At 57.2% G+C, this 23,461-nt stretch carries 21 protein-coding genes; 9 read left to right on the forward strand and 12 right to left on the reverse strand.

Annotated features, from left to right (window positions below; genetic code table 11):
- Window positions 1-7: 7 nt before the first annotated feature.
- The 3 genes from ACR0DE_RS07890 to ACR0DE_RS07900 form a co-directional block, all read right to left on the reverse strand.
- On the reverse strand, window positions 8-1,447 hold the full coding sequence (locus tag ACR0DE_RS07890; protein WP_480752464.1) for an amidase family protein: 1,440 nt from the start codon (window positions 1,445-1,447) through the stop codon (window positions 8-10).
- A gap of 180 nt (window positions 1,448-1,627) precedes the next feature.
- Window positions 1,628-3,517, reverse strand: coding sequence for a propionate-CoA ligase PrpE (gene prpE / locus ACR0DE_RS07895; protein ID WP_480706678.1), 1,890 nt, complete (start codon window positions 3,515-3,517; stop codon window positions 1,628-1,630).
- Between the two features lie 287 nt (window positions 3,518-3,804).
- The gene (locus ACR0DE_RS07900; RefSeq protein ID WP_170401318.1) at window positions 3,805-6,078 is read right to left on the reverse strand and encodes an NADP-dependent malic enzyme; all 2,274 of its coding nucleotides are present in this window, start codon (window positions 6,076-6,078) and stop codon (window positions 3,805-3,807) included.
- A gap of 469 nt (window positions 6,079-6,547) precedes the next feature.
- Here ACR0DE_RS07900 and ACR0DE_RS07905 point away from each other — a divergent pair, with 469 nt between their 5' ends.
- The 7 genes from ACR0DE_RS07905 (at window position 6,548) to upp (ending at window position 12,674) form a co-directional block, all read left to right on the forward strand.
- Window positions 6,548-6,979, forward strand: a complete 432-nt coding sequence (locus ACR0DE_RS07905) for a hypothetical protein (RefSeq protein WP_480752465.1) — start codon at window positions 6,548-6,550, stop codon at window positions 6,977-6,979.
- Complete coding sequence (locus tag ACR0DE_RS07910) at window positions 6,942-8,045, forward strand: cupin domain-containing protein (RefSeq protein WP_480752466.1); 1,104 nt, start codon at window positions 6,942-6,944, stop codon at window positions 8,043-8,045. Before ACR0DE_RS07905 ends, ACR0DE_RS07910 begins: the two co-directional genes overlap by 38 nt.
- A 104-nt stretch (window positions 8,046-8,149) precedes the next feature.
- On the forward strand, window positions 8,150-8,542 hold the full coding sequence (locus ACR0DE_RS07915; protein WP_170391936.1) for a cytidine deaminase: 393 nt from the start codon (window positions 8,150-8,152) through the stop codon (window positions 8,540-8,542).
- A 4-nt stretch (window positions 8,543-8,546) separates the two neighbouring features.
- Window positions 8,547-9,854, forward strand: coding sequence for a thymidine phosphorylase (locus tag ACR0DE_RS07920; protein WP_480752581.1), 1,308 nt, complete (start codon window positions 8,547-8,549; stop codon window positions 9,852-9,854).
- Window positions 9,851-11,062, forward strand: a complete 1,212-nt coding sequence (locus ACR0DE_RS07925; RefSeq protein ID WP_480752467.1) for a phosphopentomutase — start codon at window positions 9,851-9,853, stop codon at window positions 11,060-11,062. The genes ACR0DE_RS07920 and ACR0DE_RS07925 overlap by 4 nt, the downstream gene beginning before the upstream one ends.
- On the forward strand, window positions 11,059-12,045 hold the full coding sequence (locus ACR0DE_RS07930; RefSeq protein ID WP_170401310.1) for an adenosine deaminase: 987 nt from the start codon (window positions 11,059-11,061) through the stop codon (window positions 12,043-12,045). The genes ACR0DE_RS07925 and ACR0DE_RS07930 overlap by 4 nt, the downstream gene beginning before the upstream one ends.
- Window positions 12,042-12,674 (forward strand): uracil phosphoribosyltransferase, encoded by a 633-nt coding sequence (gene upp, locus ACR0DE_RS07935; protein WP_170391930.1) that lies wholly within the window; start codon window positions 12,042-12,044, stop codon window positions 12,672-12,674. Before ACR0DE_RS07930 ends, upp begins: the two co-directional genes overlap by 4 nt.
- A 3-nt stretch (window positions 12,675-12,677) precedes the next feature.
- Here upp and ACR0DE_RS07940 read toward each other — a convergent pair whose 3' ends face one another.
- Window positions 12,678-13,691, reverse strand: a complete 1,014-nt coding sequence (locus tag ACR0DE_RS07940) for a hypothetical protein (RefSeq protein WP_480752468.1) — start codon at window positions 13,689-13,691, stop codon at window positions 12,678-12,680.
- Window positions 13,692-13,837: 146 nt separating this feature from the next.
- Here ACR0DE_RS07940 and ACR0DE_RS07945 point away from each other — a divergent pair, with 146 nt between their 5' ends.
- Complete coding sequence (locus tag ACR0DE_RS07945) at window positions 13,838-14,776, forward strand: DMT family transporter (RefSeq protein ID WP_480706668.1); 939 nt, start codon at window positions 13,838-13,840, stop codon at window positions 14,774-14,776.
- Between the two features lie 209 nt (window positions 14,777-14,985).
- Window positions 14,986-15,762, forward strand: a complete 777-nt coding sequence (locus tag ACR0DE_RS07950; protein WP_480752469.1) for a Hint domain-containing protein — start codon at window positions 14,986-14,988, stop codon at window positions 15,760-15,762.
- Between the two features lie 53 nt (window positions 15,763-15,815).
- Here the strand turns inward: ACR0DE_RS07950 and ACR0DE_RS07955 are convergent, their stop codons facing one another.
- The 8 genes from ACR0DE_RS07955 to ACR0DE_RS07990 form a co-directional block, all read right to left on the reverse strand.
- The gene (locus ACR0DE_RS07955; protein WP_480752470.1) at window positions 15,816-18,017 is read right to left on the reverse strand and encodes a 3-hydroxyacyl-CoA dehydrogenase NAD-binding domain-containing protein; all 2,202 of its coding nucleotides are present in this window, start codon (window positions 18,015-18,017) and stop codon (window positions 15,816-15,818) included.
- Window positions 18,010-18,498: a cupin domain-containing protein gene (locus ACR0DE_RS07960; RefSeq protein WP_480752471.1), complete on the reverse strand. Its 489-nt coding sequence runs from the start codon at window positions 18,496-18,498 to the stop codon at window positions 18,010-18,012. The genes ACR0DE_RS07955 and ACR0DE_RS07960 overlap by 8 nt, the downstream gene beginning before the upstream one ends.
- On the reverse strand, window positions 18,498-19,709 hold the full coding sequence (locus ACR0DE_RS07965; protein ID WP_480752472.1) for an acetyl-CoA C-acetyltransferase: 1,212 nt from the start codon (window positions 19,707-19,709) through the stop codon (window positions 18,498-18,500). Before ACR0DE_RS07965 ends, ACR0DE_RS07960 begins: the two co-directional genes overlap by 1 nt.
- Before the next feature lie 12 nt (window positions 19,710-19,721).
- Window positions 19,722-20,360 (reverse strand): glutathione S-transferase, encoded by a 639-nt coding sequence (locus tag ACR0DE_RS07970; RefSeq protein WP_170391918.1) that lies wholly within the window; start codon window positions 20,358-20,360, stop codon window positions 19,722-19,724.
- Window positions 20,361-20,391: 31 nt separating this feature from the next.
- Window positions 20,392-20,604, reverse strand: a complete 213-nt coding sequence (locus ACR0DE_RS07975; RefSeq protein ID WP_170391916.1) for a hypothetical protein — start codon at window positions 20,602-20,604, stop codon at window positions 20,392-20,394.
- Window positions 20,605-20,657: 53 nt separating this feature from the next.
- Complete coding sequence (locus ACR0DE_RS07980) at window positions 20,658-22,439, reverse strand: acyl-CoA dehydrogenase C-terminal domain-containing protein (RefSeq protein WP_480752473.1); 1,782 nt, start codon at window positions 22,437-22,439, stop codon at window positions 20,658-20,660.
- Window positions 22,440-22,477: 38 nt separating this feature from the next.
- The gene (locus ACR0DE_RS07985) at window positions 22,478-22,879 is read right to left on the reverse strand and encodes a MerR family transcriptional regulator (protein ID WP_039536426.1); all 402 of its coding nucleotides are present in this window, start codon (window positions 22,877-22,879) and stop codon (window positions 22,478-22,480) included.
- Between the two features lie 172 nt (window positions 22,880-23,051).
- A complete protein-coding gene (locus tag ACR0DE_RS07990) occupies window positions 23,052-23,420 on the reverse strand; it encodes a MerR family transcriptional regulator (protein WP_170391912.1) in 369 nt (122 codons plus the stop codon).
- Window positions 23,421-23,461: the final 41 nt, after the last annotated feature.

Genomic DNA, 23,461 nt, shown 5'->3' on the forward strand with positions numbered 1-23,461 from the left:
CGATGTCTCAGGTTTGCGCGCTCATTCGATCCCACAGAATCGGAGCCATCTGCCCCACACGCGCTTCGATCGCGACCGCTGCATCCACCGCCATATCCTCACGCCAGCGTCGAGCAGCAATCTGAACATTGATCGGTTGCGGCCCATTCGGCAATTCGGCCAAGCGCGCGGGAACGCTGGCGGCGGGCAGCCCGAGGAAATTCATCGCATAAGAATAGACCGCGCATCCTAACACCTCATGAACGCCTTCGGCACCTTCGGTATCGCGATCAGGTTTAAAGAACGGCTGCGGCAGGAATGGAGACAGGACCAAAGGATATTTCTGCATGAATAGCGACCATTGGCGCGCATAATGGCTGCGTTGCGCCAACGCCTGAATCAGTTCGTCGCCTACGATCGGAGGAAACTCCTGAAAATAAACCTCGAAAATATCACGGATGGTTTGAGACCCGGCTGCCTCGATATCGTTTTTCATCAACGTCAGCACTTCACCCATCAGCGCGCGATAGCCGATGCGCCCGCATTCGAACACATCCGGCGGATCAATGTCTTCAACTATATATCCGGCATCTACCAGCGCCTCCCGAGCGGTACTTAGCGCTTTGTCCACTTCGGGGTGCAAAGCGTATTCGAACGTATTTTTGGTGAACGCAACTTTGATTGGGACATCCGGCCCCGCGCCGCGCCAAGGCATTGGCACATGGAAGGGGTCGCGGGCGTCCGGGGCGATCAGGCTGGGCATCGAAAGGTGCAGGTCCTTTGCGCTTCTTGTGATCAAGCCCTGTACCGACATCGATTGTGCCAGCATCCCGCGTTCTGCATTCTGGCTGGGGTTCCAGGCCGGTACGCGGCCCAGCCCCGGTTTCACTGTAACCGCACCATTGGCTGCAGCAGGGAACCGCAAGCTACCTCCGATATCGTTGCCATGAGCCAGTGCGCCGATGCCCGCCATGACCGCAGCCCCCGCGCCCCCGGACGACCCACCGGGCGAGATATGGCGGCCCCAAGGATTGTGCGTGCGCCCATGAAGTGGATTATCCGTGTCAGCGCGGAACGAGAATTCGGGCGTGTTGGTCCGCCCGATGAAAATGGCCCCCGCATTGTGCAAGTTTGAAACCACCGGGGCGTCATCAGGGGCAATGACATCCTTCAAGGCAACCACACCATTTGTTGTGGCATGGTTCTTCTGGTCGACATTCACTTTGATGGTCACCGGTACGCCGTGCAGCGGCCCAATCGAGGCACCTTTGCGGCGCGCCTGATCAAGCGCAGATGCACGCTCTAACGCTTCTGTGCCCAGATCGTCCACGACAGCATTCAGCGAGGGATTTACCTGATGCATCCGCTCCAATGCATCACTGATCACCTCTTCTGTGCTCAACTCGCCAGCTTGGGTCAGCGCAGCCAATTCTGTTGCATCAAAACGCCAGATATCGCCCTGTGTCATGCTCGTCCTCCTCACCTCAAACTGAGGTGAGGAGGACCCAATGACAAGCCCCGCAATCGCAAAACAGATCCAACCTTCATCTGGCCAAAAATATCTCGGAGCGCGAGGCAGAGCCTCGCACACGCGCGACAGCGCAAATCGGTTGCGCCGTAAGGCGCTCCGCTTGATCGTACCGTGAAATTACTGCGCGTAGCCGATAGTTTGCAGGGCCACCGTGATCTCGTCCAGAATTGCTGGGTCATCGATTGTGGCAGGCATTTTATACGCCTTGCCATCCGCGATCGACACCATCGTACCACGCAGGATCTTGCCCGAGCGTGTCTTGGGCAGACGATCCACCACCACTGCTTTCTTGAACGCAGCGACTGGGCCGATTTTGTCACGAACCATCTGGACCACATCGGTTACCACCTCCGCGTGATTCCGATCGGAACCGGCATTCAGACACAGGAAACCGACAGGCATCTGGCCTTTCAGTTGATCAGATACCCCAATCACAGCGCATTCTGCCACATCGGGGTGAGCGGCCAACACCTCTTCCATCCCGCCCGTCGAAAGTCGGTGCCCGGCGACGTTGATCACGTCATCGGTACGGGCCATGATATAGAGATACCCATCTTCGTCGATCATGCCCGCATCACCGGTTTCGTAATAGCCGGGAAAATGCTCAAGGTAGGATTTTCTGAAGCGCGCCTCGGCATTCCACAGGTTTGGCAATGTGCCTGGCGGAAGCGGGAGCTTGACTGCGATCGCGCCCAACTCGCCCGGTTTCATAGGATGGCCGCCCTCGTCCAGAATCTGAACGTCATAGCCCGGCATAGGCTTGGCAGGTGATCCCAGCTTGACCGGAAGCTCTTCGATTCCGAGCGGGTTGCCAGCGATGGTCCAGCCAGTTTCGGTTTGCCACCAATGATCGATGACCGGAACTTTCAGCGCATCCTGCGCCCAGATGATCGTATCTGGATCAGCCCTCTCTCCTGCAAGATACAGAGCCTTAAGGCAGGATAGATCGTAATTCGCCATCAATTCTGCGCTTGGGTCTTCGCGTTTTACGGCACGAATGGCGGTTGGGGCGGTGAAGAAGCTTTTGACCTTGTGTTCGGATATCACGCGCCAGAAAGTTCCGGCGTCAGGTGTTCCGACGGGCTTGCCTTCAAAAACAATCGTCGTGTTGCCGTGGATCAGCGGGGCATAACAGATATAGGAATGGCCAACGACCCAGCCGACATCCGAAGCCGCCCAGAACACATCTCCAGGATCGACATTGTAGATGTTTTTCATCGTCCAGTTCAGTGCGACCAGATGGCCGGCAGTCGGGCGCACGACGCCTTTGGGCGCACCAGTGGTGCCGGATGTATAGAGGATATAGGCTGGATCATTGCCGCTGACTGGTACACATTCTGCGGGCTCGGTACCGTATTGGAAACCGTGCCAGTTGACGTCGCGCCCCTCGATTAGTTGTGCGACTTCCTGCTCGCGCTGGAATATTACGCAAAATTCGGGTTTGTGGGCGGCCAGATCGATCGCGCCATCCAGCAGAGGTTTGTAGTGCACAACGCGTCCCGGCTCCATCCCGCATGAGGCAGCGATGATCGCCTTGGGTTTCGCATCGTCGATACGTACGGCCAGTTCGTTGCTGGCAAAGCCGCCGAATACCACTGAATGCACTGCTCCTAGCCGGGCGCAAGCCAGCATTGCCTCCAGCGCTTCGGGGATCATAGGCATGTAGATGATGACGCGGTCACCTTTCTCGATACCTTTTGCACGGAGCGCGCCAGCCAGATTAGCAACCCGATTGCGTAACTCGACGTATGAGATTTCGCGTTTGGTATGAGTAATGGGGCTGTCATAGATGATCGCGGTTTGCTCACCACGACCATTTTCCACGTGGCGATCAACGGCGTTCCAGCAGGTATTTACCTTGGCATCGCTGAACCATTCGTAAAGAGGCGCATTGTCGTCAAACAGAGCTTTGCTGGGCGCTTGAACCCAATCGATCCCCTTGGCTGCATCCATCCAGAATGCTTCGGGGTCGTTCTTCCAGCTCTCGTAGACGTCCTGATATGCCATGATGGCCTCCTCCCAAATTCCTTGAGCTATGTGTTAGGCATCGTGGATGTTTCGAGCAAGCGATGCGCATAACGGCGCGTCAGTTTATCGCAAAATCTTTGCAGAACCTTGCAGTTTGGCTTGCAAATTTTTGCAAATCCTCTGATCTGAGCAGATTTCTGAGTGTCACACGCAAAGATTTGCAAATCTGCAAATTTATTGCTGCAAATGTTCTGGCGCTAACAGAATCAAACCGGGCACCTAATCTGGTGCCCGGTCATGTATACGTAATGATATAGGCGCTGGGCTTATCCGTAGTGCGCGACTGGCGTACCTGCGATGGCCGCCATGTTCAGCAGTCCCCTGGCCGTAATCGAGGGCGTTACGATATGCGCCTTGTTTCCCATTCCCATGAGGATTGGACCTACCTCAAGCCCGTCCGCTTTCATCTTCAGGATATTGCGCACACCGCTTGCCGCATCCGCATGGGCGAAGATCAGGACATTTGCAGAGCCTTCCAAACGCGAGTTCGGGAAGATACGTGCACGCAATTCAGGATCCAAAGCCAGATCAAGGTTCATCTCGCCTTCATAGCTGAAGTCGCGTGGCTCGGAATCGAGAATCTCAAGCGCAGCCCGCAGCCGCTTGCCTGATCCCTCGGCCTGATTGCCGAATTGCGATTGCGAACAAAATGCGATCTTGGGTTCCAACCCGAACCGCCGCACGTGACGAGCAGCTCCAATGGTGGATTCGGCAAGTTCTTCTGGTGTCGGCAATTGTCTTACATGCGTGTCTGCAATGAACAGAGGGCCATCTTCCAGAATCATCAGCGAAAGCGCGCCATGCGGGCGCAAATCGCCATCATCCAGAACCTGTTCGACATAGTTAAGATGCCAGCGATACTCACCAAAAGTGCCACAGATCATGCTGTCCGCCTCACCGCGATGCACCATGATTGCTGCAATGGCGGTGTTGTTTGTGCGCATGATGGCCTTGGCCAGATCCGGAGTGACGCCCCGACGCTGCATTATTTGATGGTACGAATTCCAATAATCGTAGTAACGGGGATCGTCCTGAGGGTTCACGATCTGAAAATCCTGCCCCGGTCGTACTGTCAGGCCTAGCCTTTCGCACCGTGCGCTGATCACGTCCGGTCGCCCGATCAGGATCGGGGTTTCCGTGGTTTCTTCCAATATCGCTTGCGCAGCCCTTAAAACACGCTCGTCCTCGCCTTCTGCGAAGACAATTCTACGCGATGCGACGGCTGCGGCTTCGAACACTGGCCGCATCAACAGTGCAGATTTGAACACGGTCTGGTTCAGGCGCTCTTTGTAGGCCTCGAGGTCATCAATGGGTCGTTTTGCGACCCCGCTCTTCATAGCCGCCTGTGCAACCGATGACGAAACGACCCCCACTAGGCGCGGGTCAAAGGGTTTTGGGATCAGGTAATCTGGACCAAAAGTCAGCTGCTCACCCTTATAGGCCGCCGCGGCTTCAGCGCTCGTCGTCGCGCGGGCCATGTCGGCGATGCCGTCGACGCAGGCGATCTGCATCTCGTCGTTTATTTCAGTCGCACCTACGTCCAGGGCACCTCGGAAGATAAACGGGAAGCACAACACATTGTTCACTTGGTTCGGAAAATCGCTGCGACCGGTCGCAATGATCGCGTCGGGGGCAACTTCGCGCGCCGCCTGTGGCAGGATTTCCGGAGTGGGGTTGGCCAGCGCAAAGATGATCGGGGTCTTGGCCATCTTCTCGACCATCTCAGGCTTGAGCACATTTGGTCCGCTCAAACCCAGAAACAGATCGGCACCTCCGATCACATCATCCAGAGTGCGCAGATCGGTTTTCTGTGCAAACTGGTCTTTGTGCGGGTTCATATCCTCGGCGCGGCCTTCATAGACCAGCCCGTGAATGTCACAGAGCCAGATATTCTCGCGTTTGACGCCGAGCTTCACCAACATGCTGAGGCAGGCGATCCCGGCAGCACCGCCGCCGGTCGAAACTACTTTGATATCCTCGAAGCTCTTTCCTGCCACATACAGGGCGTTTTTAGCTGCGGCACCAACAACGATTGCCGTGCCGTGCTGATCGTCATGAAACACCGGGATGTTCATCCGTTCCCGGCACAGTTTTTCGACAATAAAACAATCCGGTGCCTTGATATCTTCAAGGTTGATCGCGCCAAATGTGGGCTCCAGAGCACAGACGATATCTGCCAGCTTTTCTGGGTCAGGCTGATCCACCTCGATATCAAAGCAATCGATGCCTGCGAACTTTTTGAACAGGACGGCCTTGCCTTCCATCACCGGTTTCGAGGCCAATGCGCCTATATTCCCAAGGCCCAGAACTGCGGTGCCGTTTGACACAACTGCAACAAGATTGCCGCGGGCCGTGTATTTCTCAGCATTGGCGGCGTTGTCCTTTATCTCAAGACTGGCTTCGGCGACGCCTGGCGAATATGCCCGCGCAAGGTCCCGACCATTTGCCATTGGTTTGGTTGCCTTGATCTCAAGCTTTCCGGGCTTTGGATGCGCATGATAGTCAAGCGCGGCCTGTCTCAGGTTCGGTGTGTCAGACATCGGTAATACAACTCCGTTCCAATATTCGTTTGATGGTTAAACTATTTCTCAGCGCTTGGCTATGTCGCCTCGGACCGCAGTCAGAGACAGGCCTCACGGATACGTTAACGAAACGTTGGTTGAGAGTTGCTGCATCGTTTTTATGTACAGCCAATTCCGGGGAACCTGACGGACACCAGAAGCGGCGGACCTTATCATGCGTCATGAAGACAAAGCTTGTGCTAGTGCGCAATTTGCCAACCCTTCAATCAGGATTGGTGCCAATCGGAATGTCTTCTTTGTTGTGCTTGTTTCGGCGGTTTCATTTCTTTGCGTAGTTGTGATTTGGCACCAACCGGCAGCAACTTTCATCCAAGAAGGCGGGTTGATTGAGACGATATCGGCCTCTGCGTTACTGGCTGCCGGTTTGGTCGCGTTGGTACGCTTCCGAGGCGTCTCGCGGCTTTACATCGCGGTGGTCTGCCTGCTGTTGGCCGAGCGCGAATTGGAGGCGGAGGTGTACACAGAAGGCAGCGCGCCTTTCGTGGTGCTAAACTGGGTTGATTTATTGCTTGATGTGACTGCAGTAAGGATCGTTTTGGCTGCGATCGTCATTGGTGGTTTGCTCTGGCATGGGATACCGAACGGAATTAAGGCAATTAAAATCCGCGCGCCTTTTCTGATGATTTTTTTCCTGGCCGGAAGTGTTGCGGTGCTGGCTCAGCTTCTTGAGGAAATCAGCGGATTGTTCGACGAATACCTTTCGGTTGCGATGGTTACACGTTTGTTTGTGATGGAAGAAACGCTGGAGATGTACTTTTCGATTGGCATTTTGGCTGCTGTTCTGATCGGATGGCCAAAACCAAAATCCGAAGAGAAACAGAATGACCAGCAATACCGGCGACTCCCTCACGCGCGCTGAAATCCGACTGCCGACGCAGGAACTGCGCAACGATATCCCGTTTTATACCAAGGTACTGGGGATGCGGATGGATATGATCTATCCGGCAGATGACCCTCGGGTTGCCGTGTTCTCTGGTCACGGTCTGCGCTTGCGGATCGAGAAAGATGCAGCTGAAGCGGCGGGAACGTTGCGCATTCTGACATCCGATCCAGATGGTTTTGCAGAAGGTCAACGAAGTCTTGTAGCCCCAAACGGCACCCGGATCGAGATTGACGAGTTGAACCCGCCGCTGATCATGCCGGATACGGTCCACTCTTTTGTTGTCCGTAGGCTCAAGGATCAGGCGCCGTGGATCATTGGACGGGCAGGGATGCATTATCGCGATCTCGTGCCGGACCGGCTGGGCGGATCGATTATCGCCAGCCATATACGTATCCCAGATGGCGGTCCTGTGCCCGATATGGTGCATTTCCACAAAGTCGGATTTCAGCTGATCTTCTGCATCCACGGCTGGGTCGATGTGGTCTACGAAGATCAGGGCGACAAGATGCGCCTGACGGCAGGCGATTGCTTTATTCAGCCGCCTGAAATCCGCCACCGCGTGCTGGAAGCGTCAGACAACGTTCAGGTGATCGAGATTGGTGTCCCAGCCGAGCATGTCACGGAGATTGATCATGAGATGGAACTGCCCACCCCGCATTTCCGTCCGGATCGGGAATGGGATGGGCAGCGGTTCGTTTACAATCAAGCCAATGATGGCGACTGGTTGCCATTCCGCTTGCCCGGTTACATCTGCCGTGACACGACGATTGCCGAGAATACCAAAGGCGTGGCGGGCGTTCAGGTCGTGCGCCGGGGCGAGGGTAACCCTCAATGGGCCAGCCACGACACCGACATACACTTTACCTTCGTGATGACCGGCGAGGTGACTCTTGAGGGTGAAGGGCGGGAGCCCTATCGGTTGGAACAGGGCGATGCCTTCGTCATCCCGCCGGGAATGCGAACACGGCTGTCAGACCCCTCGCAGGATGTGGAACTGCTTGAGGTGACTTTGCCGGGGACCTTCAACACGACGTTGGGTTAGGGCCAAGAAGAAGTGGATAATGGCGTCAAGGGGGCTTCAATTCCCCCGTCGCTTTCCAGTAGGGTATGATATTCTGACCAGATGATCAAAAATTGGGATTCGCCATGTCTTTGAAAGATGCAGCTTTGGCCGTTCGGGAAAATGCCCACGCGCCTTATTCGAATTTCAAGGTCGGGGCGGCGATCCGGTCCAGTTCAGGTGTGATCTATTTTGGCTGCAATGTCGAAAATATTGCTTACCCCGAAGGTACGTGCGCCGAGGCCGGGGCAATCGCGGCAATGGTCGCCGCTGGTGAAAAAGAACTGACCGAGGTCTACGTGGTCGCCAGCAGCCCGCAGCCGGTGCCCCCATGTGGTGGATGCCGTCAGAAACTGGCCGAATTCGGCAATGGGGATGTGGTCGTTACGATGGCGACGGTTGATGGTCTGGAAACCAAAACCACGATTGCCGATCTATTGCCCGGTGCGTTCGACGCGTCGCATATGGAGGATGTCTGACTTCATGGATGCGCGCTCGATCATCGCCAAACTTCGCCGTCAGGAGGTGCCATCTGGTGACGAACTAATGTGGTTCGCGCAAGGCCTGGCCGATGGTGGCGTCAGTGACGCGCAGGCCGGGGCCTTTGCGATGGCTGTCTGTATGGGCGGTCTGGGGGCCAATGGGCGGGCTGATCTGACTGTTGCCATGCGCGACAGCGGCGAGGTGCTGACGTGGGATTTGGACGGGCCGGTGGTCGATAAGCATTCGACCGGTGGGATCGGCGATTGCGTCAGCCTGCTGCTTGCCCCGGCTTTGGCGGAATGCGGGGCGTATGTGCCGATGATCTCGGGGCGTGGTCTGGGCCATACCGGGGGCACTCTGGACAAGCTCGAGGCCATACCGGGAGTGACCACTCAGATCGGGCAGGCGCGACTGACGCAAGTGCTGAAAGACACCGGGGCAGCCATCGTGGGGGCAACGGGCCAGATCGCCCCTGCGGACAAGCGGCTGTATGCGGTGCGCGATGTGACGGCGACGGTGGAGAGCCTTGACCTGATTACGGCATCAATCCTGTCCAAGAAGCTGGCGGCTAGCCCGGATGCGTTGGTTCTGGACGTTAAGGTGGGCAGCGGCGCGTTCATGAAGACACTCGATGAGGCACGCAATTTGGCGCAGGCCTTGACCGAAACGGCTAATGCCGCTGGTTGCCGTACATCCGCAGTGATCACCGACATGAGCCAGCCCCTCGCTTCCGCACTTGGCAATGCGCTGGAAGTGGCCGAGGTGATGAAAGCTTTGACCAGCGGGCAGGGATCACCTTTGGCGGAAATCTCGGCCGAGTTGGGGGGCGTTCTCATGGCGGATGCCGGTATGTGCGCAACGGCAGAGGAAGGGAACACCAGAATAACCCAAGTGATCCGCGATGGTCGTGCAGCCGAACGGTTCGGACGCATGATGGCTGCCGTGGGTGGACCGGTGCATTTCGTTGACACATGGGATCGGTTTTTGCCGGAGGCCAATGTGATCCGGGAAGTTCATGCTCCGCTTGGCGGATATATCTCGTCTATTGATGGCGAGGCGCTGGGCCTCGCAGTCGTGGCCCTAGGCGGTGGGCGCCAGATCGAGAGCGATGAGATTGATCCGGCGGTTGGCTTGTCGGGCATTCTGAGGGTCGGAGATAAGGTGACCAAAGGCGCTCCGTTGGCGGTTGTTCATGCGGGGCGGGAAGATGCGGCGCAAAGGGCTGCGGCGGTGGTACTGGATGCTATTTCGCTGAGTGACGAACCGGTAGTACAACCGCCTCAAATCCATGAAAGGATCAGCGCATGAGCCGCGCTTTCCTGGTGGTGATGGACTCGGTGGGTATCGGCGGCGCGCCGGATGCCGATCGTTTTTTCAACGGGTCCAAACCTGATACGGGCGCGAACACAGTGGCCCACATAGCACAAGCTTGTGCCGAGGGGCGCGCGGAAGAAGGGCGGAGCGGACCGTTGCAACTGCCCAACCTGGATGCCTTGGGGCTGGGGGCGGCGACCCGTCTGGCCTCGGGCGTACCGACGCCGGGGCTTGAGGCTGCGCCCACGGGGCTTTGGGGTTGCGCCCGCGAACACTCACCCGGCAAGGATACGCCTTCGGGGCATTGGGAACTGGCAGGTTTGCCAGTGCCATGGGATTGGCACTATTTCCCGGACACCCGACCCGCATTTCCCGAAACCCTAAGTATAGCCGCTGCCAAGGCCGCAGGGACCGACGGTATTTTGGGCAATCGCCATGCCTCGGGGACGACGATCATCTCAGAACTGGGGGCCGAGCATATACGTACCGGCTGGCCGATCTGCTACACGTCTGCCGATAGCGTATTCCAGATTGCCGCCCATGAAGACAGCTTTGGGCTCGACCGCCTGCTGGATATGTGCCGCACCCTTGCGCCTCGATTGCACGAGATGAAAGTGGGCCGCGTTATCGCCCGGCCGTTTGTCGGAACGCCCGAAAAGGGGTTCACCCGGACAACCAACCGCAAGGATTTTGCCATCGTTCCACCTGAACCCGTTCTTACGAATTGGGCACAGGATGCCGGTCGCCGTGTGCATGCGGTGGGCAAGATTGGCGATATATTTTCAATGCAGGGGATCGACACGCTGCTAAAGGGTTCGGACGCAGAGTTGATGCACCACCTTTCGGACCTCGTTGATGAGGCGGAAGAGGGCAGTCTGACATTTGCAAACTTTGTCGAGTTCGACAGTCTGTATGGCCATCGGCGCGATATCAGCGGCTATGCCCGTGCGCTGGAATGGTTCGATCGTGAAATTGGCGCGATCCTACAAAAACTGCGCCCCGGTGATCTGATGCTATTGACCGCAGACCACGGCAACGACCCCAGTTGGAGCGGCACTGACCACACCCGTGAACAAGTGCCCGTGCTGATCGCAGGGCAGGGCATGGGCGAGATCGGTCCCGTGAACTTTGCCGATATCGCCGCCAGTATCGCGCACCACCTGAACATACCGGTGCAAGGGCCGGGAAGGACTTTTATATGACAGTCGCTGACCTGCCTAAGATCGAATTACATTTGCACCATGAAGGCGCCGCTCCGCCTAGCTTCATACGCCAACTGGCCCATGAGAAACGAGTGGACCTGAGCGGGATATTCAAACCCGACGGCTCTTATGATTTCCGCGACTTTGCCCATTTCCTTAGCGTTTATGAGGCTGCGTGCGAGGTGCTGAAAACACCTGAAGATTTCCGCCGCCTGACGCTGGCCATTCTGGAAGAGAGCGCCGCGAATGGTGTGGTGTATTCCGAAACATTCCTTAGCCCGGATTTCTGCGGCGGTGGCGATTTGCATGCATGGAAGGATTACCTGACTGCGATTCAGGACGCCGCAGACGAGGCCGAGCGCAAATTCGGGATCACCCTGCGTGGTGTCATCACTTGCGTGCGCCATTTTGGACCCGAGCAAGCCAAGGCCAGCGCCCATTGTGCGGCTGAAACCGCAGGTGACTGGATTACCGGATTTGGTATGGGCGGCAACGAATCCGTCGGAACGCAGGGCGATTTCAAATGGGCCTTTGACTGCGCGCGCGAGGCTGGGTTGCGATTGACGACCCATGCCGGTGAATTTGGCGGTCCAGAGAGTGTTCGGGATGCTGTCCGTGATTTGGGGGTCGAGCGCATAGGCCATGGCGTTCGCGCCATCGAAGACCCGGATCTTGTGTACGAGTTAGTTGACCGGGGCATAACGCTTGAGGTCTGCCCGGGTTCAAACGTGGTACTGGGCCTGTTTCCTGATTTTGCCGCACATCCCATCGCTAAATTGCGTGATGCAGGCGTCAACGTCACGGTATCCACTGACGATCCGCCGTTTTTTCATACCACGATGCGGCGCGAATATGAGATGCTGAATGCAGCGTTCGGCTGGCAAGCCGAAGATTTTGCTGCCCTGAATGAAACAGCCCTGAACGCGGCCTTTTGCGATGAAGAGACCCGCGCGCGGGTCAAGAAAAGACTGGAGACATCATGAGCGATCACCTGACCGTCGTCGACCACCCACTGGTGCAGCACAAATTGACGCTCATGCGGGACAAAGGCACCTCAACCGCTGTGTTCCGGCAGTTGCTGCGCGAGATCACGCTTTTGCTGGCTTATGAGGTCACCCGCGAGATGCCGCTGACCACCCGCCATATCGAAACCCCGATGGAAGAAATGGACGCTCCCATTCTGGCGGGCAAGAAATTGGCGCTGGTATCGATCCTGCGGGCCGGAAACGGGATGCTGGACGGCGTGCTGGAGCTTATCCCCTCTGCCCGAGTGGGGTTCGTGGGGCTTTATCGGGATGAAGAGACGCTGAAGCCGGTCCAATACTATTTCAAAGCTCCCGAGGGTTTGACGGACCGTTTGGTCATTGCTGTTGATCCGATGCTGGCAACCGGCAACAGCTCGGCTGCGGCCATTGATTTGCTGAAAGAGCAGGGGGCGAAAGATATCCGCTTTCTATGCCTGCTGGCTGCCCCCGAGGGCGTCGCGCGCATGAAAGAGGCGCACCCAGATGTCAAAATCGTCACGGCCGCGCTGGATCGTGAGCTGAACTCAAAGGGTTACATTATGCCTGGACTAGGTGACGCTGGCGACCGGATGTTCGGGACCAAATAGGTGCTATTGCCCGCAGATATTCTGTAGCCGGACCCAATCGCGGTCGGGCAGTACCTGTTCCAAAGTACGACCCGCCATCGGGTCGGCTTCGATCAATCCAAGAACGGACTCGCCTGTGATATCAAGCGCATAGGCGTATGGGGTCGAGGGCAGTGCGGTCTGTGCAAAAACCGCGAGCAGCACGTCATCGCTTAGCTGCGGCTGTGGACCGGATAGAACCTGCTCGGTGTAGGTGTCCACGATCTCGGGCGTCAGTTCGCCGGTGGTCAGCAACCGAAATGCGGCACTCGGGCCTGTGCGGTCCAACAGATCGTCCAGCGGCTCCTGCTGAGTTGCCCGCGCACGCGCGGCTATGATGTATCCGGCGGCAACGGCTGGGTCTTCATAATCTTCGACCAGTGCCCGGTTTAGCAGTACGGTTCCACCCGGCAGGCTCAGGCTGTCAGGCAGACCTGCTGGTAGGATCACGATTTGGCGGACACCGGTGCGGCGCGCCAGCTGATCCAGCGACGCTTGCGCATCAGGCGAAGAGCAAGCCTTGCCTGATACCCTTTCGATCCGCTGCAGGATTGCATCGCCGATTTCTTGTTGCTTGACCTCTGGCACTACCGAAACAACATGGCGCTGCAGTGCGCTGGGTAGCCAAAACAAAAGCACTGCCAAGACCGCCAGAACAACCCCTGCAACGCTGAGCCAACGCAGCCGTCCGGGATGTGGTCTGGCACGGTCGATGGCGCGCTGCAGCCGGTCAATTGCTTCGATCATTGTGGTTTCAGATTCTGCAAGCTCCAGTGTTTCGCCGGGATCGCCGTCGGGATTGAATATTGCAGGGTAGGTTCCGGGGTTTTGTCGCTCTAGCGCCGCCAGCGACCAATGGGTCAGCGCGCTGTCATTGAAGTCAGAAATCGTCAGAGTGGCTTCACCAATCGATACGACTACTTCGCGCCGTTGCTCATCGGGCGAGGGACGCCACAGACCGGTGGCTTCGATCCGCTGGTACTGTTTGAGTGCGGTCATCGGGTAATGCTGCTCGAATATTATTTTGCGCCAAGCTTAGCATGGCGAAAACCAGCGGCGCAAACCTGTTGCGCAGTGTTTGTGAAATGTGCTGAGTGTGCCGGTAAGTTTCGGCCAGAACGGGCTGATTAAGGGCAGAGGCGCGGATGCAGTCACAACAACAAACCCATTCAATCATGGCGTCGTTGCTGATGGTTGCGGCCATGTCCATTATCGGCGTGATCGACAATTTCGTGATCCGCGTGGCCGAGAGCGTGGGGCTTTGGCAGTTTCACCTAAGTCGCGCCTTACTGATGCTGCCGCTGATCGCGGTGTTGTCGATATTGGGTTTGGGCACCTTGAGGCCCCGGCGGATTGGTGTCGTCGCGGTGCGCAGCGTGTTGATCACGCTGGCGATGCTCTTCTATTTCAGCGCGCTGGCATTGATGCCCATCGCTCAGGCGCTTGCCGGGTTATTCACATCGCCGATATTCGTGCTGTTGATTTCGGCCCTTTTGTTGAAACAGCGCATAGGTCCCTGGCGGATCGTGGCTGTTTTATTGGGGTTTTCGGGAATTCTGTGCGTATTGCAACCGGACCCGACATCGTTTGATGTAAAGACGCTGCTGCCAGTCGCTGGTGGCTTCTTTTACGCACTCAGCGCTGTTGTAACGCGCACCCACTGTTCCGACGAAAGCACTGTTGCGCTGCTTGCGGCGATGGTTGTCACGCTGGGGCTTGCAGGGGCGATCGGACTGATCTGGCTTGCCCTGTTTCCGGTTGGCGTGCCAGTCGGGCCGGATGGCTTCGCGATGCGCGGTTGGGTTTGGCCGATGCAAGACGCGTTGCCTTGGGTTGTGGTTCAGGCCGTGGGCTCAACAATTGCCGTTTTCATGCTGATCAAAGCCTATCAACTGGGTGAGCCATCATATGTCGCAGTCTTTGAATACTCGGTCATGATATTTGGCCCGCTCTTTGCCTGGGTGGCGTTTGGGCAGTCCGTCGGGCAGATGCAAATCATCGGCATTGGCATGATCGCCTCTGCCGGAGTGCTGCTTGGGTGGCGGGAGCGGCGGTTATCCTCGCTACAGCAGGCGGCGCAGTAAGAACGGAATAGAATCGGCTTGTATCCCTCTTAGCATCGTTTCGAGATGCAGATCAAAGCCCGTTCGGAATACTGATTTGTTTATTCAAAACCAGTAAATTGCGGCGAAACTGACCTAATTTGGCCTCAAATGTGGCAAAACTAAGTCCAATTGAGGCACAACTCAAAGACCTTCTGAGTTGTTTGAAGGTGCCAACAGGGGGACGGCACGTGTTAGAGTTAGTGAGTGTTTCGGGGTATTCGAAACGTGAAGTGAAAGGCCGACAGGCCTTTGTGGGACAGGCCGCATCAGCGCGTCGTGGAGGATTGCTGCACGGAACCAAAGTGTCCACAACAGGGGGCTGGAAACGGGTCGAAAGACTGGTTGCAGGCGATCTGGTGCGGACACGGGACCATGGGTTCAAAGAATTGAGGCGCATTTGCGTTGACCGGATCGTGGTGGCGGGAGACGAGCGCAGGCCCGAGCATTTGCCGGTTCTTGTGCCATCCCGAGCAGCATACAATGGGCGTCCTGTTTGGCTGATGCCGGAACAAGGTATGGCGTTGGATCAAGGCAAGCTTGGTGTTGGAATCGAGGGGGTTTCGATCATTCCAGCTCGAACGCTCAGCGGGGTGGGGCGTATTGAGTCCAGCACACCTGCGCAGTCCTTCGATGTCACGTCATTATTCTTTGACGAGGATGAGCTGGTTTTTATCGAGGGCGGATTTCAGGCTTATTGCCCGTCCGGTCGCATGAATACCGGGTCAAGTCGAAACCCGGAGTTTTATGAAGTCGCGGATGCTGAACACGCCGATCTTCTGATCGAGGCCGTGACCGGCAAAGGGAACCTTTCGGCTTTAACCAACCCGTTGGCTGCGTTACCTGCACCCATTCCGCAAGAGCCAATTTTCCCGATCCGACCGGCATTGGGCGTACGTCGACCCGGGCGACCGGGGCGGCCCAATATGCCTGCGCTATTCCTGCGGCCTGAATGGCAGCTGCAATAGTAGGTGTTTGAGTATGAAGCAGGCGCATGGGCTCATGCGCCTGCTGTCTTTGTTCAGGCAGCCTGTGCTTCTGGGTCGAAGCGGCCATAGAAGCTCTGACCTTTTTCCGCCATCTCGCGCAGCAATGGCGGGCAGGCAAAGCGCTCACCATAGGCTTCGGTCAGTTGATCGCAGCGCTCGGCGGCGTAGGGCGTACCAATGATGTCCAGCCAGCTGAGCGGGCCACCGGACCACGGGGCAAAGCCCCAGCCAAGGATCGCACCCACGTCGCCCTCGCGGATATCTTCCAGAACACCTTCTTCCAGCGAACGGACGGCTTCCAGAACCTGCGCGAACATCAGACGTTCCTGCACTTCGATCAGGTCGGGCTGGTTTGCGGCATGTGGGTATTTGTCCTGCAGGCCCTTCCAATACTCGACGCGTTTGCCCTTGTCGTCATAGTCGAAGAATCCTGCATTGGCCTTGCGACCCAGACGACCTTGTTCTTCCATCCAAAAGATCAGATCATCGCCCGGATTTTCCGGGTAAGCGTTGCCCATAGCTGCCTTAGTAGCGCGGGCGATCTTGGCCCCCAGGTCAATCGAGGTTTCGTCGTTCAGCTGAATGGGTCCTACGGGGAAGCCCAACTGACGCGCCGCATTGTCGATCAGAACAGGGCTGACGCCTTCGGTGATCATCCGCAGACCTTCGTTGATGTAAGGAATAATGCAGCGGTTGGCGTAGAAGAAGCGCGCGTCATTGACCACGATCGGTGTCTTGCGGATTTGGCGCACATAGTCCAGCGCCTTGGCGACAGCACGATCACCGGTTTCCTTGCCTTTGATGATTTCGACCAGGAACATCTTCTCGACCGGTGAGAAGAAGTGGATGCCAATGAATTGCTCGGGCCGTACGCTTGCCCTGGCCAGATCTGTGATCGGTAGGGTCGAGGTGTTCGACGCAAAGATGCAATCCTCGGGAATGATCGCCTCGACCTTCTTGGTCATTTCAGCCTTGACGCTGGGGTCTTCGAACACCGCTTCGATGATCAGGTCGCAGCCTTTCAGGTGCTCCAGATCGGGCGTGGCGGTGATACGGGCCAACAGGGCTTCTTTCTTCTCAGCCGTCGCTTTGCCGCGTTTGATCCCCTTATCCATATAGTTTGCGCTATAGGCCTTGCCCTTGTCGGCGGCCTCCTGATCGCGGTCGATCAACACAACCTCCATCCCGGCCTGTGCCGAGACTAACGCGATACCGGCACCCATCATACCCGCGCCCAGAACGCCGACTTTCTTGACCCGCTGATCGGGTACATCCTTGGGTCGCACTGCGCCTTTCTCCAGCGCCTCCTTGTTCAGAAACAGCGACCGGATCATCGCCGACGAGGACGGGTTCATGAGCACATTGGTGAACCAGCGCGCCTCAATCTTCAAGGCGGTGTCGAAGTCAACCAGCGCGCCTTCATAGATCGAACTCAGTAGAGCCTTGGCTGCCGGGAAGGCACCTTGGGTCTTGCCGTTCACCATGGCGCTTGCGCCCACGAAGGTCATGAAACCGGCGGGGTGGTAGGGAGCGCCGCCGGGCATCTTGTAGCCCTTGGCATCCCACGGCTTTACCAGATCGGCTTCCTTGGCGTTCAGTACCCATTCCTTGGCCGCCGCAACCGGATCATCCGCCACCGCGTCGATCAGTTGTGCGCCTTTGGCCTTCTTCGGGTCCATCATCTTGCCTTCAAGCAAGACGGGTGCCGCCGCCATTGCGCCGACCATACGGCTGTAGCGCATGGTGCCGCCTCCACCGGGGAAGATACCCAGCAGAATCTCAGGCAGGCCGATCTTGGATTTCGGATTGCTGGTCATCACACGGTGATGACAGGCCAATGCGATCTCGGTACCAATCCCGGCACAGGTGCCGTTGATGGCACAGGCGACCGGCTTGCCGCCTTTTTTGGACTTGGGGTCCATGCCTGCCAGTTCCAGCCGACGTAGGATGTTATGGCCACTCATGACGAAATCGAACAGTGCCTGCGCGGGTTCGTCGCCGGCCTCCTGTCGGATCGTGGCGAGCGTGCTCAAGTCCATGCCGCCTGCAAACGACCCTTCTTTTCCACTGGTGATAACGATGCCCTTGATCTCATCATCCGCCAGCGCCTGATCGATCAGATCACCGACCAGAGTGAAGGCCTCGCGCGACAGGACGTTCATGGATTTGCCGGGAACGTCCCAGGTGATGAAGGCGACGCCATCGGCGTCTTTGCTGAGGGTGAAATCAGTCATTGTCATCTCCAATCTGGTCAGCCGTCAGCGGGCTGCCATCCTTGCGAGTGAAAGAGAATCCGTTCTCATCATCTTTCACCATCATATCTAAATCGCTGTAATAGCCGGTCTCGGTCGGGGTCCGGGTGCCCACCACCAGAAAGGTTGCGGGCGTGTCGGTTTTGTTCACAAGGTGATGGCCATTGGCCTCACCTGCAGGCCAAGCGGCGCAGTCACCGGGCAGCATCTCATGCTCGCCATCATCATCGATCAGCATGCATTTGCCGCTGAGCATGATGGCAAACTCGTCCTGCTCCATGTGGTAATGGCGCAGCGAGGATAGCCCCGAGGGCTCCAAACGTACGATGTTGACCCCGTATTGGGTCAGCCCGCCTGCATCTCCGACGCGCTGGACAAAACGACCCGCGGTGGCCTCGGCTAACTTGCCGGGATAAGATGAACCGCCTTTGAACGGTATCTGAGAAAGATCCAGTTTGGGCATCAGACGCGCTCGATAATTGTTGCCGCACCCATACCGGATGCGATGCAGAGTGTGGCCAGACCGGTTTCCTTGTCCTGACGCTCCAGCTCGTCCAGCAGCGTGCCGATAATCATCGCGCCGGTTGCACCCAGCGGGTGACCCATCGCGATCGAGCCGCCGTTGACGTTAACCAGCGCCGGATCAACATCAAACGCCTGCTGGAACCGAAGCACGACCGAGGCGAAGGCTTCGTTGACTTCAAACAGGTCCAGATCGCCGATTTTCATTCCGTTGTCGGCCAGAATTTTCTCAGTCACCGGAACCGGACCGGTCAGCATTATGGTCGGATCAGTGCCGATCTTCGCGGTCGCTTTGATGCGGGCACGCGGCTTAAGGCCGTATTTCTCACCGAACTCCTTATTACCGATCAGCACAGCGGCCGCACCGTCCACGATGCCCGAGCTGTTGCCCGCGTGGTGTATGTGGTTGATCCGCTCAAGATGCGGGTATTTGATCATCGCCACCTTGTCGAAGCCCGGCATTTGCTCACCCATCATTGCGAAAGACGGGTTCAGCGCGCCAAGCGACTGCATGTCTGTGCCGGGACGCATGTACTCGTCGCGGTCCAGAATGATCAGACCGTTCTGATCTTTGATGGTGATCACCGACTTTTCAAACCGGTTGTCTTCCCAAGCCGCTGCTGCGCGTTTTTGGGATTCAACGGCCAGAGCATCGGCATCATCGCGGCTGAACCCATATTCGGTTGCGATGATGTCGGCCGAGATACCTTGCGGCACAAAATAGGTTTCCATCGCCAACGACGGGTCAACGGCAATCGCCGCACCATCGCTGCCCATGGCCACCCGGCCCATCATCTCGACACCGCCTGCGATATAGGCTTCACCCGCGCCGCCTTTGACCTGGTTTGCCGCCAAGTTCACAGCTTCCATGCCCGAGGCGCAGAAACGGTTGATCGCCAGACCGGGGATCGCTTCATCTAGATCCGAAGCCAGAACTGCCGAGCGCGCCAGACAGCCGCCTTGCTCCATCACCTGCGTGACGTTGCCCCAGATCACGTCCTCGACGGCGTGGCCTTCCAGATTGTTCCGTTCTTTCATCGCGTTCAGGGTCAGGGCAGACAGGCGCACCGAGGTTACCTCGTGCAGGCTGCCATCCTTGCGGCCCTTGCCGCGCGGGGTGCGCAGGGCGTCATAGATATAGGCTTCGGTCATGGGGTCTTCTCCTTAAGCTCGATCCGACGGGTTGCCGGGCATCAGGTCGTAGGGGTGTTTCCAACCGGGCTGTTCGCTAAGGCGCGTCAGCCAAGCATCGATGTTGGGCCAATCGGCGCGATCAAAGCCAAATGGTTCGGGGTAATAGAGGTAGCCGCAGCAGCTGATATCAGCATTGGTCACGCCGCCACCAACGATCCAGTCGCGGCCTTCAAGATGGGCGTTCAGTGTCTGATAAGCAGCCTTGAGGCGACCCTGATTGAACGCGATAACATCCGGATTGCGGTGCTTTTCGGGCAGGAAGTTGATCAGAAAACGAGTCAGTCCGGCCATCGAGCTAAGCTTGTGGTTGTCCCAAAGAACCCATCTGAAAATCTCGTAATTTTCGTCACGATCCTTGCCGCCGAATTTTCCGGATTTCTCGGTGACATAGGCCTGAATTGCTCCGGACTGGCTGGTGCGAAAATCGCCATCTACCAGTACGGGTGCTTCGCCCATTTCGTTCACTTCGGCCCGGAATTCAGGGGTGCGCGTTGCGCCGTTGAAAAAGTCGACAAAGACCGCTTCCCACTCCAGACCCGACATCTCAAGCGCCAGAGCGGCTTTGTAGCTGTTTCCGCTTTCACCGAAGCAATGCAGTTTGATGGTCATTTGGGCGCCCCTCCCAAGGCGTATTGCGCGTTCAGCGCTTTCTTGCGTCCAGCTCGGAGTTGAAGATGCGCAATCTGTGCGTCAGGTTCTCGTGATCAATCACGCTATTGAAATTCTCGAACAGGAACGACAAAGCCTCACCTTCATCCAATCCCGCCTCTCGCGCGAAACCGCGGAGTTTGCGATAGCCATCCTCGGTCATGGCGACGGGAAAGCGGCGGGTCAGGCGAAAGCGTTTTGGCATCTTGTCTCCTCCAAGGGTGGGTTCGGGCTACGACGCCCGAGCCCACACTGAGATCAGAAGTTCGCTGCGTCCAACGCCATTACCGTGTCCGCTCCGGTTTGGATGCGCGCCAAATGCATGGCTGTCGCGGGCAGGCGACGGGCCATGTAGAAGCGACCGGTATTGATCTTGGTCTCATAGAACTCTTTGTCCGAGGCGCCACCATCCAGCGCTTCGCGAGCGGCTTTCGCCATCTGAGCCCACATCAGGCCCAGGCAAACATGACCAAACATGTGCATGAAGTCATACGAACCGGACAGCGCGTTGTTAGGGTTCTTTATGCCTTCCTGCATGAAATACATGCCAGCGGCTTGCAGGTCCTTGGACGCGGCCTTCAGCGGTTCGATGAACGCTTTGTCATAAGCTTCATCCTTGCCGGCATTTTCCTTGCAGAAGGTTTTAACCATCTCAAAGAACGCCATGACATGCTTGCCGCCATCCTGCGCCAGCTTCCGGCCAACAAGATCCAACGCCTGAACGCCGTTTGCCCCTTCGTAGATCATCGCGATGCGGGCGTCGCGGGTGTATTGCGACATGCCCCATTCTTCGATGTAGCCATGGCCGCCATAGACCTGCTGCGCCTGAACGGTCATGTCGTAACCTTCATCCGTCAGGAAGCCCTTGATGACCGGCGTCAGCAGCGAGATCAGCCCGTCCGCATCCTTGTCACCCGAGCGGTGCGCCTTGTCGATCATGGTCGCGCCCCACAGGATGAACGCACGTGCGCCCTCGGTGAAGCTTTTCTGATCCATCAGGTTGCGGCGGATGTCCGGGTGCACGATCAGCGGATCGGCCGGGCCATCCGGGTTCTTCACACCTGTTACGTCGCGGCCCTGCAGGCGGTCTTTGGCGTATTCGACGGCGTTTTGATACGCTGCCTCGGCCTGGGACAGGCCTTGCATGCCCACACCCAGACGCGCTTCGTTCATCATCGTGAACATGGCGCGCATGCCTTTGTGTTCGTCGCCCAGCAGCCAGCCGGTGGCCTCGTCATAGTTCATGACGCAGGTCGAATTGCCGTGGATGCCCATCTTTTCCTCGATCTTGCCGACCGAAACACCATTACGCTCGCCCGGAGTACCGTCTTCGTTCACGATAAACTTCGGGACAATAAACAGCGACACACCTTTGATGCCCTCGGGTCCGCCTGGAATTTTGGCCAGCACCAGGTGAATGATGTTGTCGGCCATGTCGTGATCGCCCGCAGAGATAAAGATTTTCTGACCGGAAATCTTGTAGCTACCGTCGCCCTGAGGTTCCGCCTTGGTGCGCATCAGGCCCAGATCGGTACCGCAATGCGGTTCGGTCAGGTTCATGGTGCCGGTCCATTCGCAGCTGACCATGTTGGGCAGGTACGTGTTCTTTTGCTCATCCGAACCATGCGCGAGGATCGCCGAGGCTGCGCCGTGGGTCAGGCCCTGATACATCACAAACGCCTGGTTCGCGCCCGAGAACATCTCGCCTACCGCAGTACCTATCACATAAGGCATGTTCTGGCCGCCATACTCTTCCGGCATGTCGAGGCCAGTCCAGCCGCCTTCTTTCATCTGCTCGAAGGCATCTTTGAAACCTGTTGGGGTGTACACAATCCCGTTTTCCAACCGGCACCCTTCGATGTCCCCAACCACGTTCAGCGGGTGCAACACATTGGTGGCAACTTTGCCCGCTTCTTCCAGAACCGCGCCGGTAAACTCGGCCTCCAGTTCATCATAGCCGGGGATATCCGACTGCGAGACTTTCAGAACATCGTGCAGGATGAACTGCGTATCTTTGGTTGGCGCGTTATAGACGGGCATGTGAAGCTCCCTTAATTCATATGTCCGAAAGGCCGGGCTTATTCGGCGGCCTTCTTTTCCTGTTTCATCGAGGCGATAACCTTTTCGCCCCAGCGCAACTGCTCTTTCAGTTCGTCAATGGCCTGCGTCAGTTCTTCGCGGCGCGATTCCATGTCAGCAAGGCGCTCGCACGCGATTTCATAAGTGCGGGACATCTGGGTCAGCTGCTGGTCACCCACGTGGTACAGGTCCAGAAGCTGGCGGATCTCTTCGAGGCTGAAGCCAAAGCGCTTGCCGCGCAGGATCAGTTTCAGGCGTGCACGATCCCGTTTGGTGAACAAGCGCTTTTGGCCCTCGCGGATCGGAAACAAAAGCTCTTTGGCCTCGTAGAACCGCAATGTGCGGGGCGTGACATCATATGTCTCGCACATTTCGCGGATGGTCAGCAGATCTTCGGTCATGGTTCAAACTCTCATCACTGGCGTCATGCAATCTGAGTTGCGCAGTCGATGAGCGTTTTACAACACACAAGTGACGTTTACGTAATGCGGACGCTGCGTCACAAAATAGTTGACGTAACATCCAGTCGCGTAAGCAGGGGTTTCGGCAATTTTCTTGCCGTAGGGGAAGGGGCTATTTCAGCAGGCCGACAGTCTGATCGCGCAATTGCTGAAGCGCATCCATTGCTTCATCCAACTGCGCGCGCTGCTGGCGCAGCTCTTCCATTTGACGATCGGCCATCTCGATAAAGGTCGCCATTTGCGCCTGATTGCCCTGATCTTCGTAGATCAGCAGCCACTGGCGAATCTCTTCCAAAGGAAATCCAAACTTTCGACCACGCATGATCAGTTTCATCCGGGCGCATTCACGAGGCCCGTAAAACCGCGACCTGCCTTCACGGTCAGGCTGCAGCAATTCGATGTATTCGTAATAGCGCAGGGTGCGTGGGGTCACGTCGAACTCGGCGCACATTTCTTTGAATGACAAACGGGTGTCGGACATTCCGGGTCTCCTTGGCAGCAACCTAGGGCGTCGTTGCGGCA

The sequence above is a fragment of the Ruegeria sp. C10 genome (genome assembly GCF_056537805.1).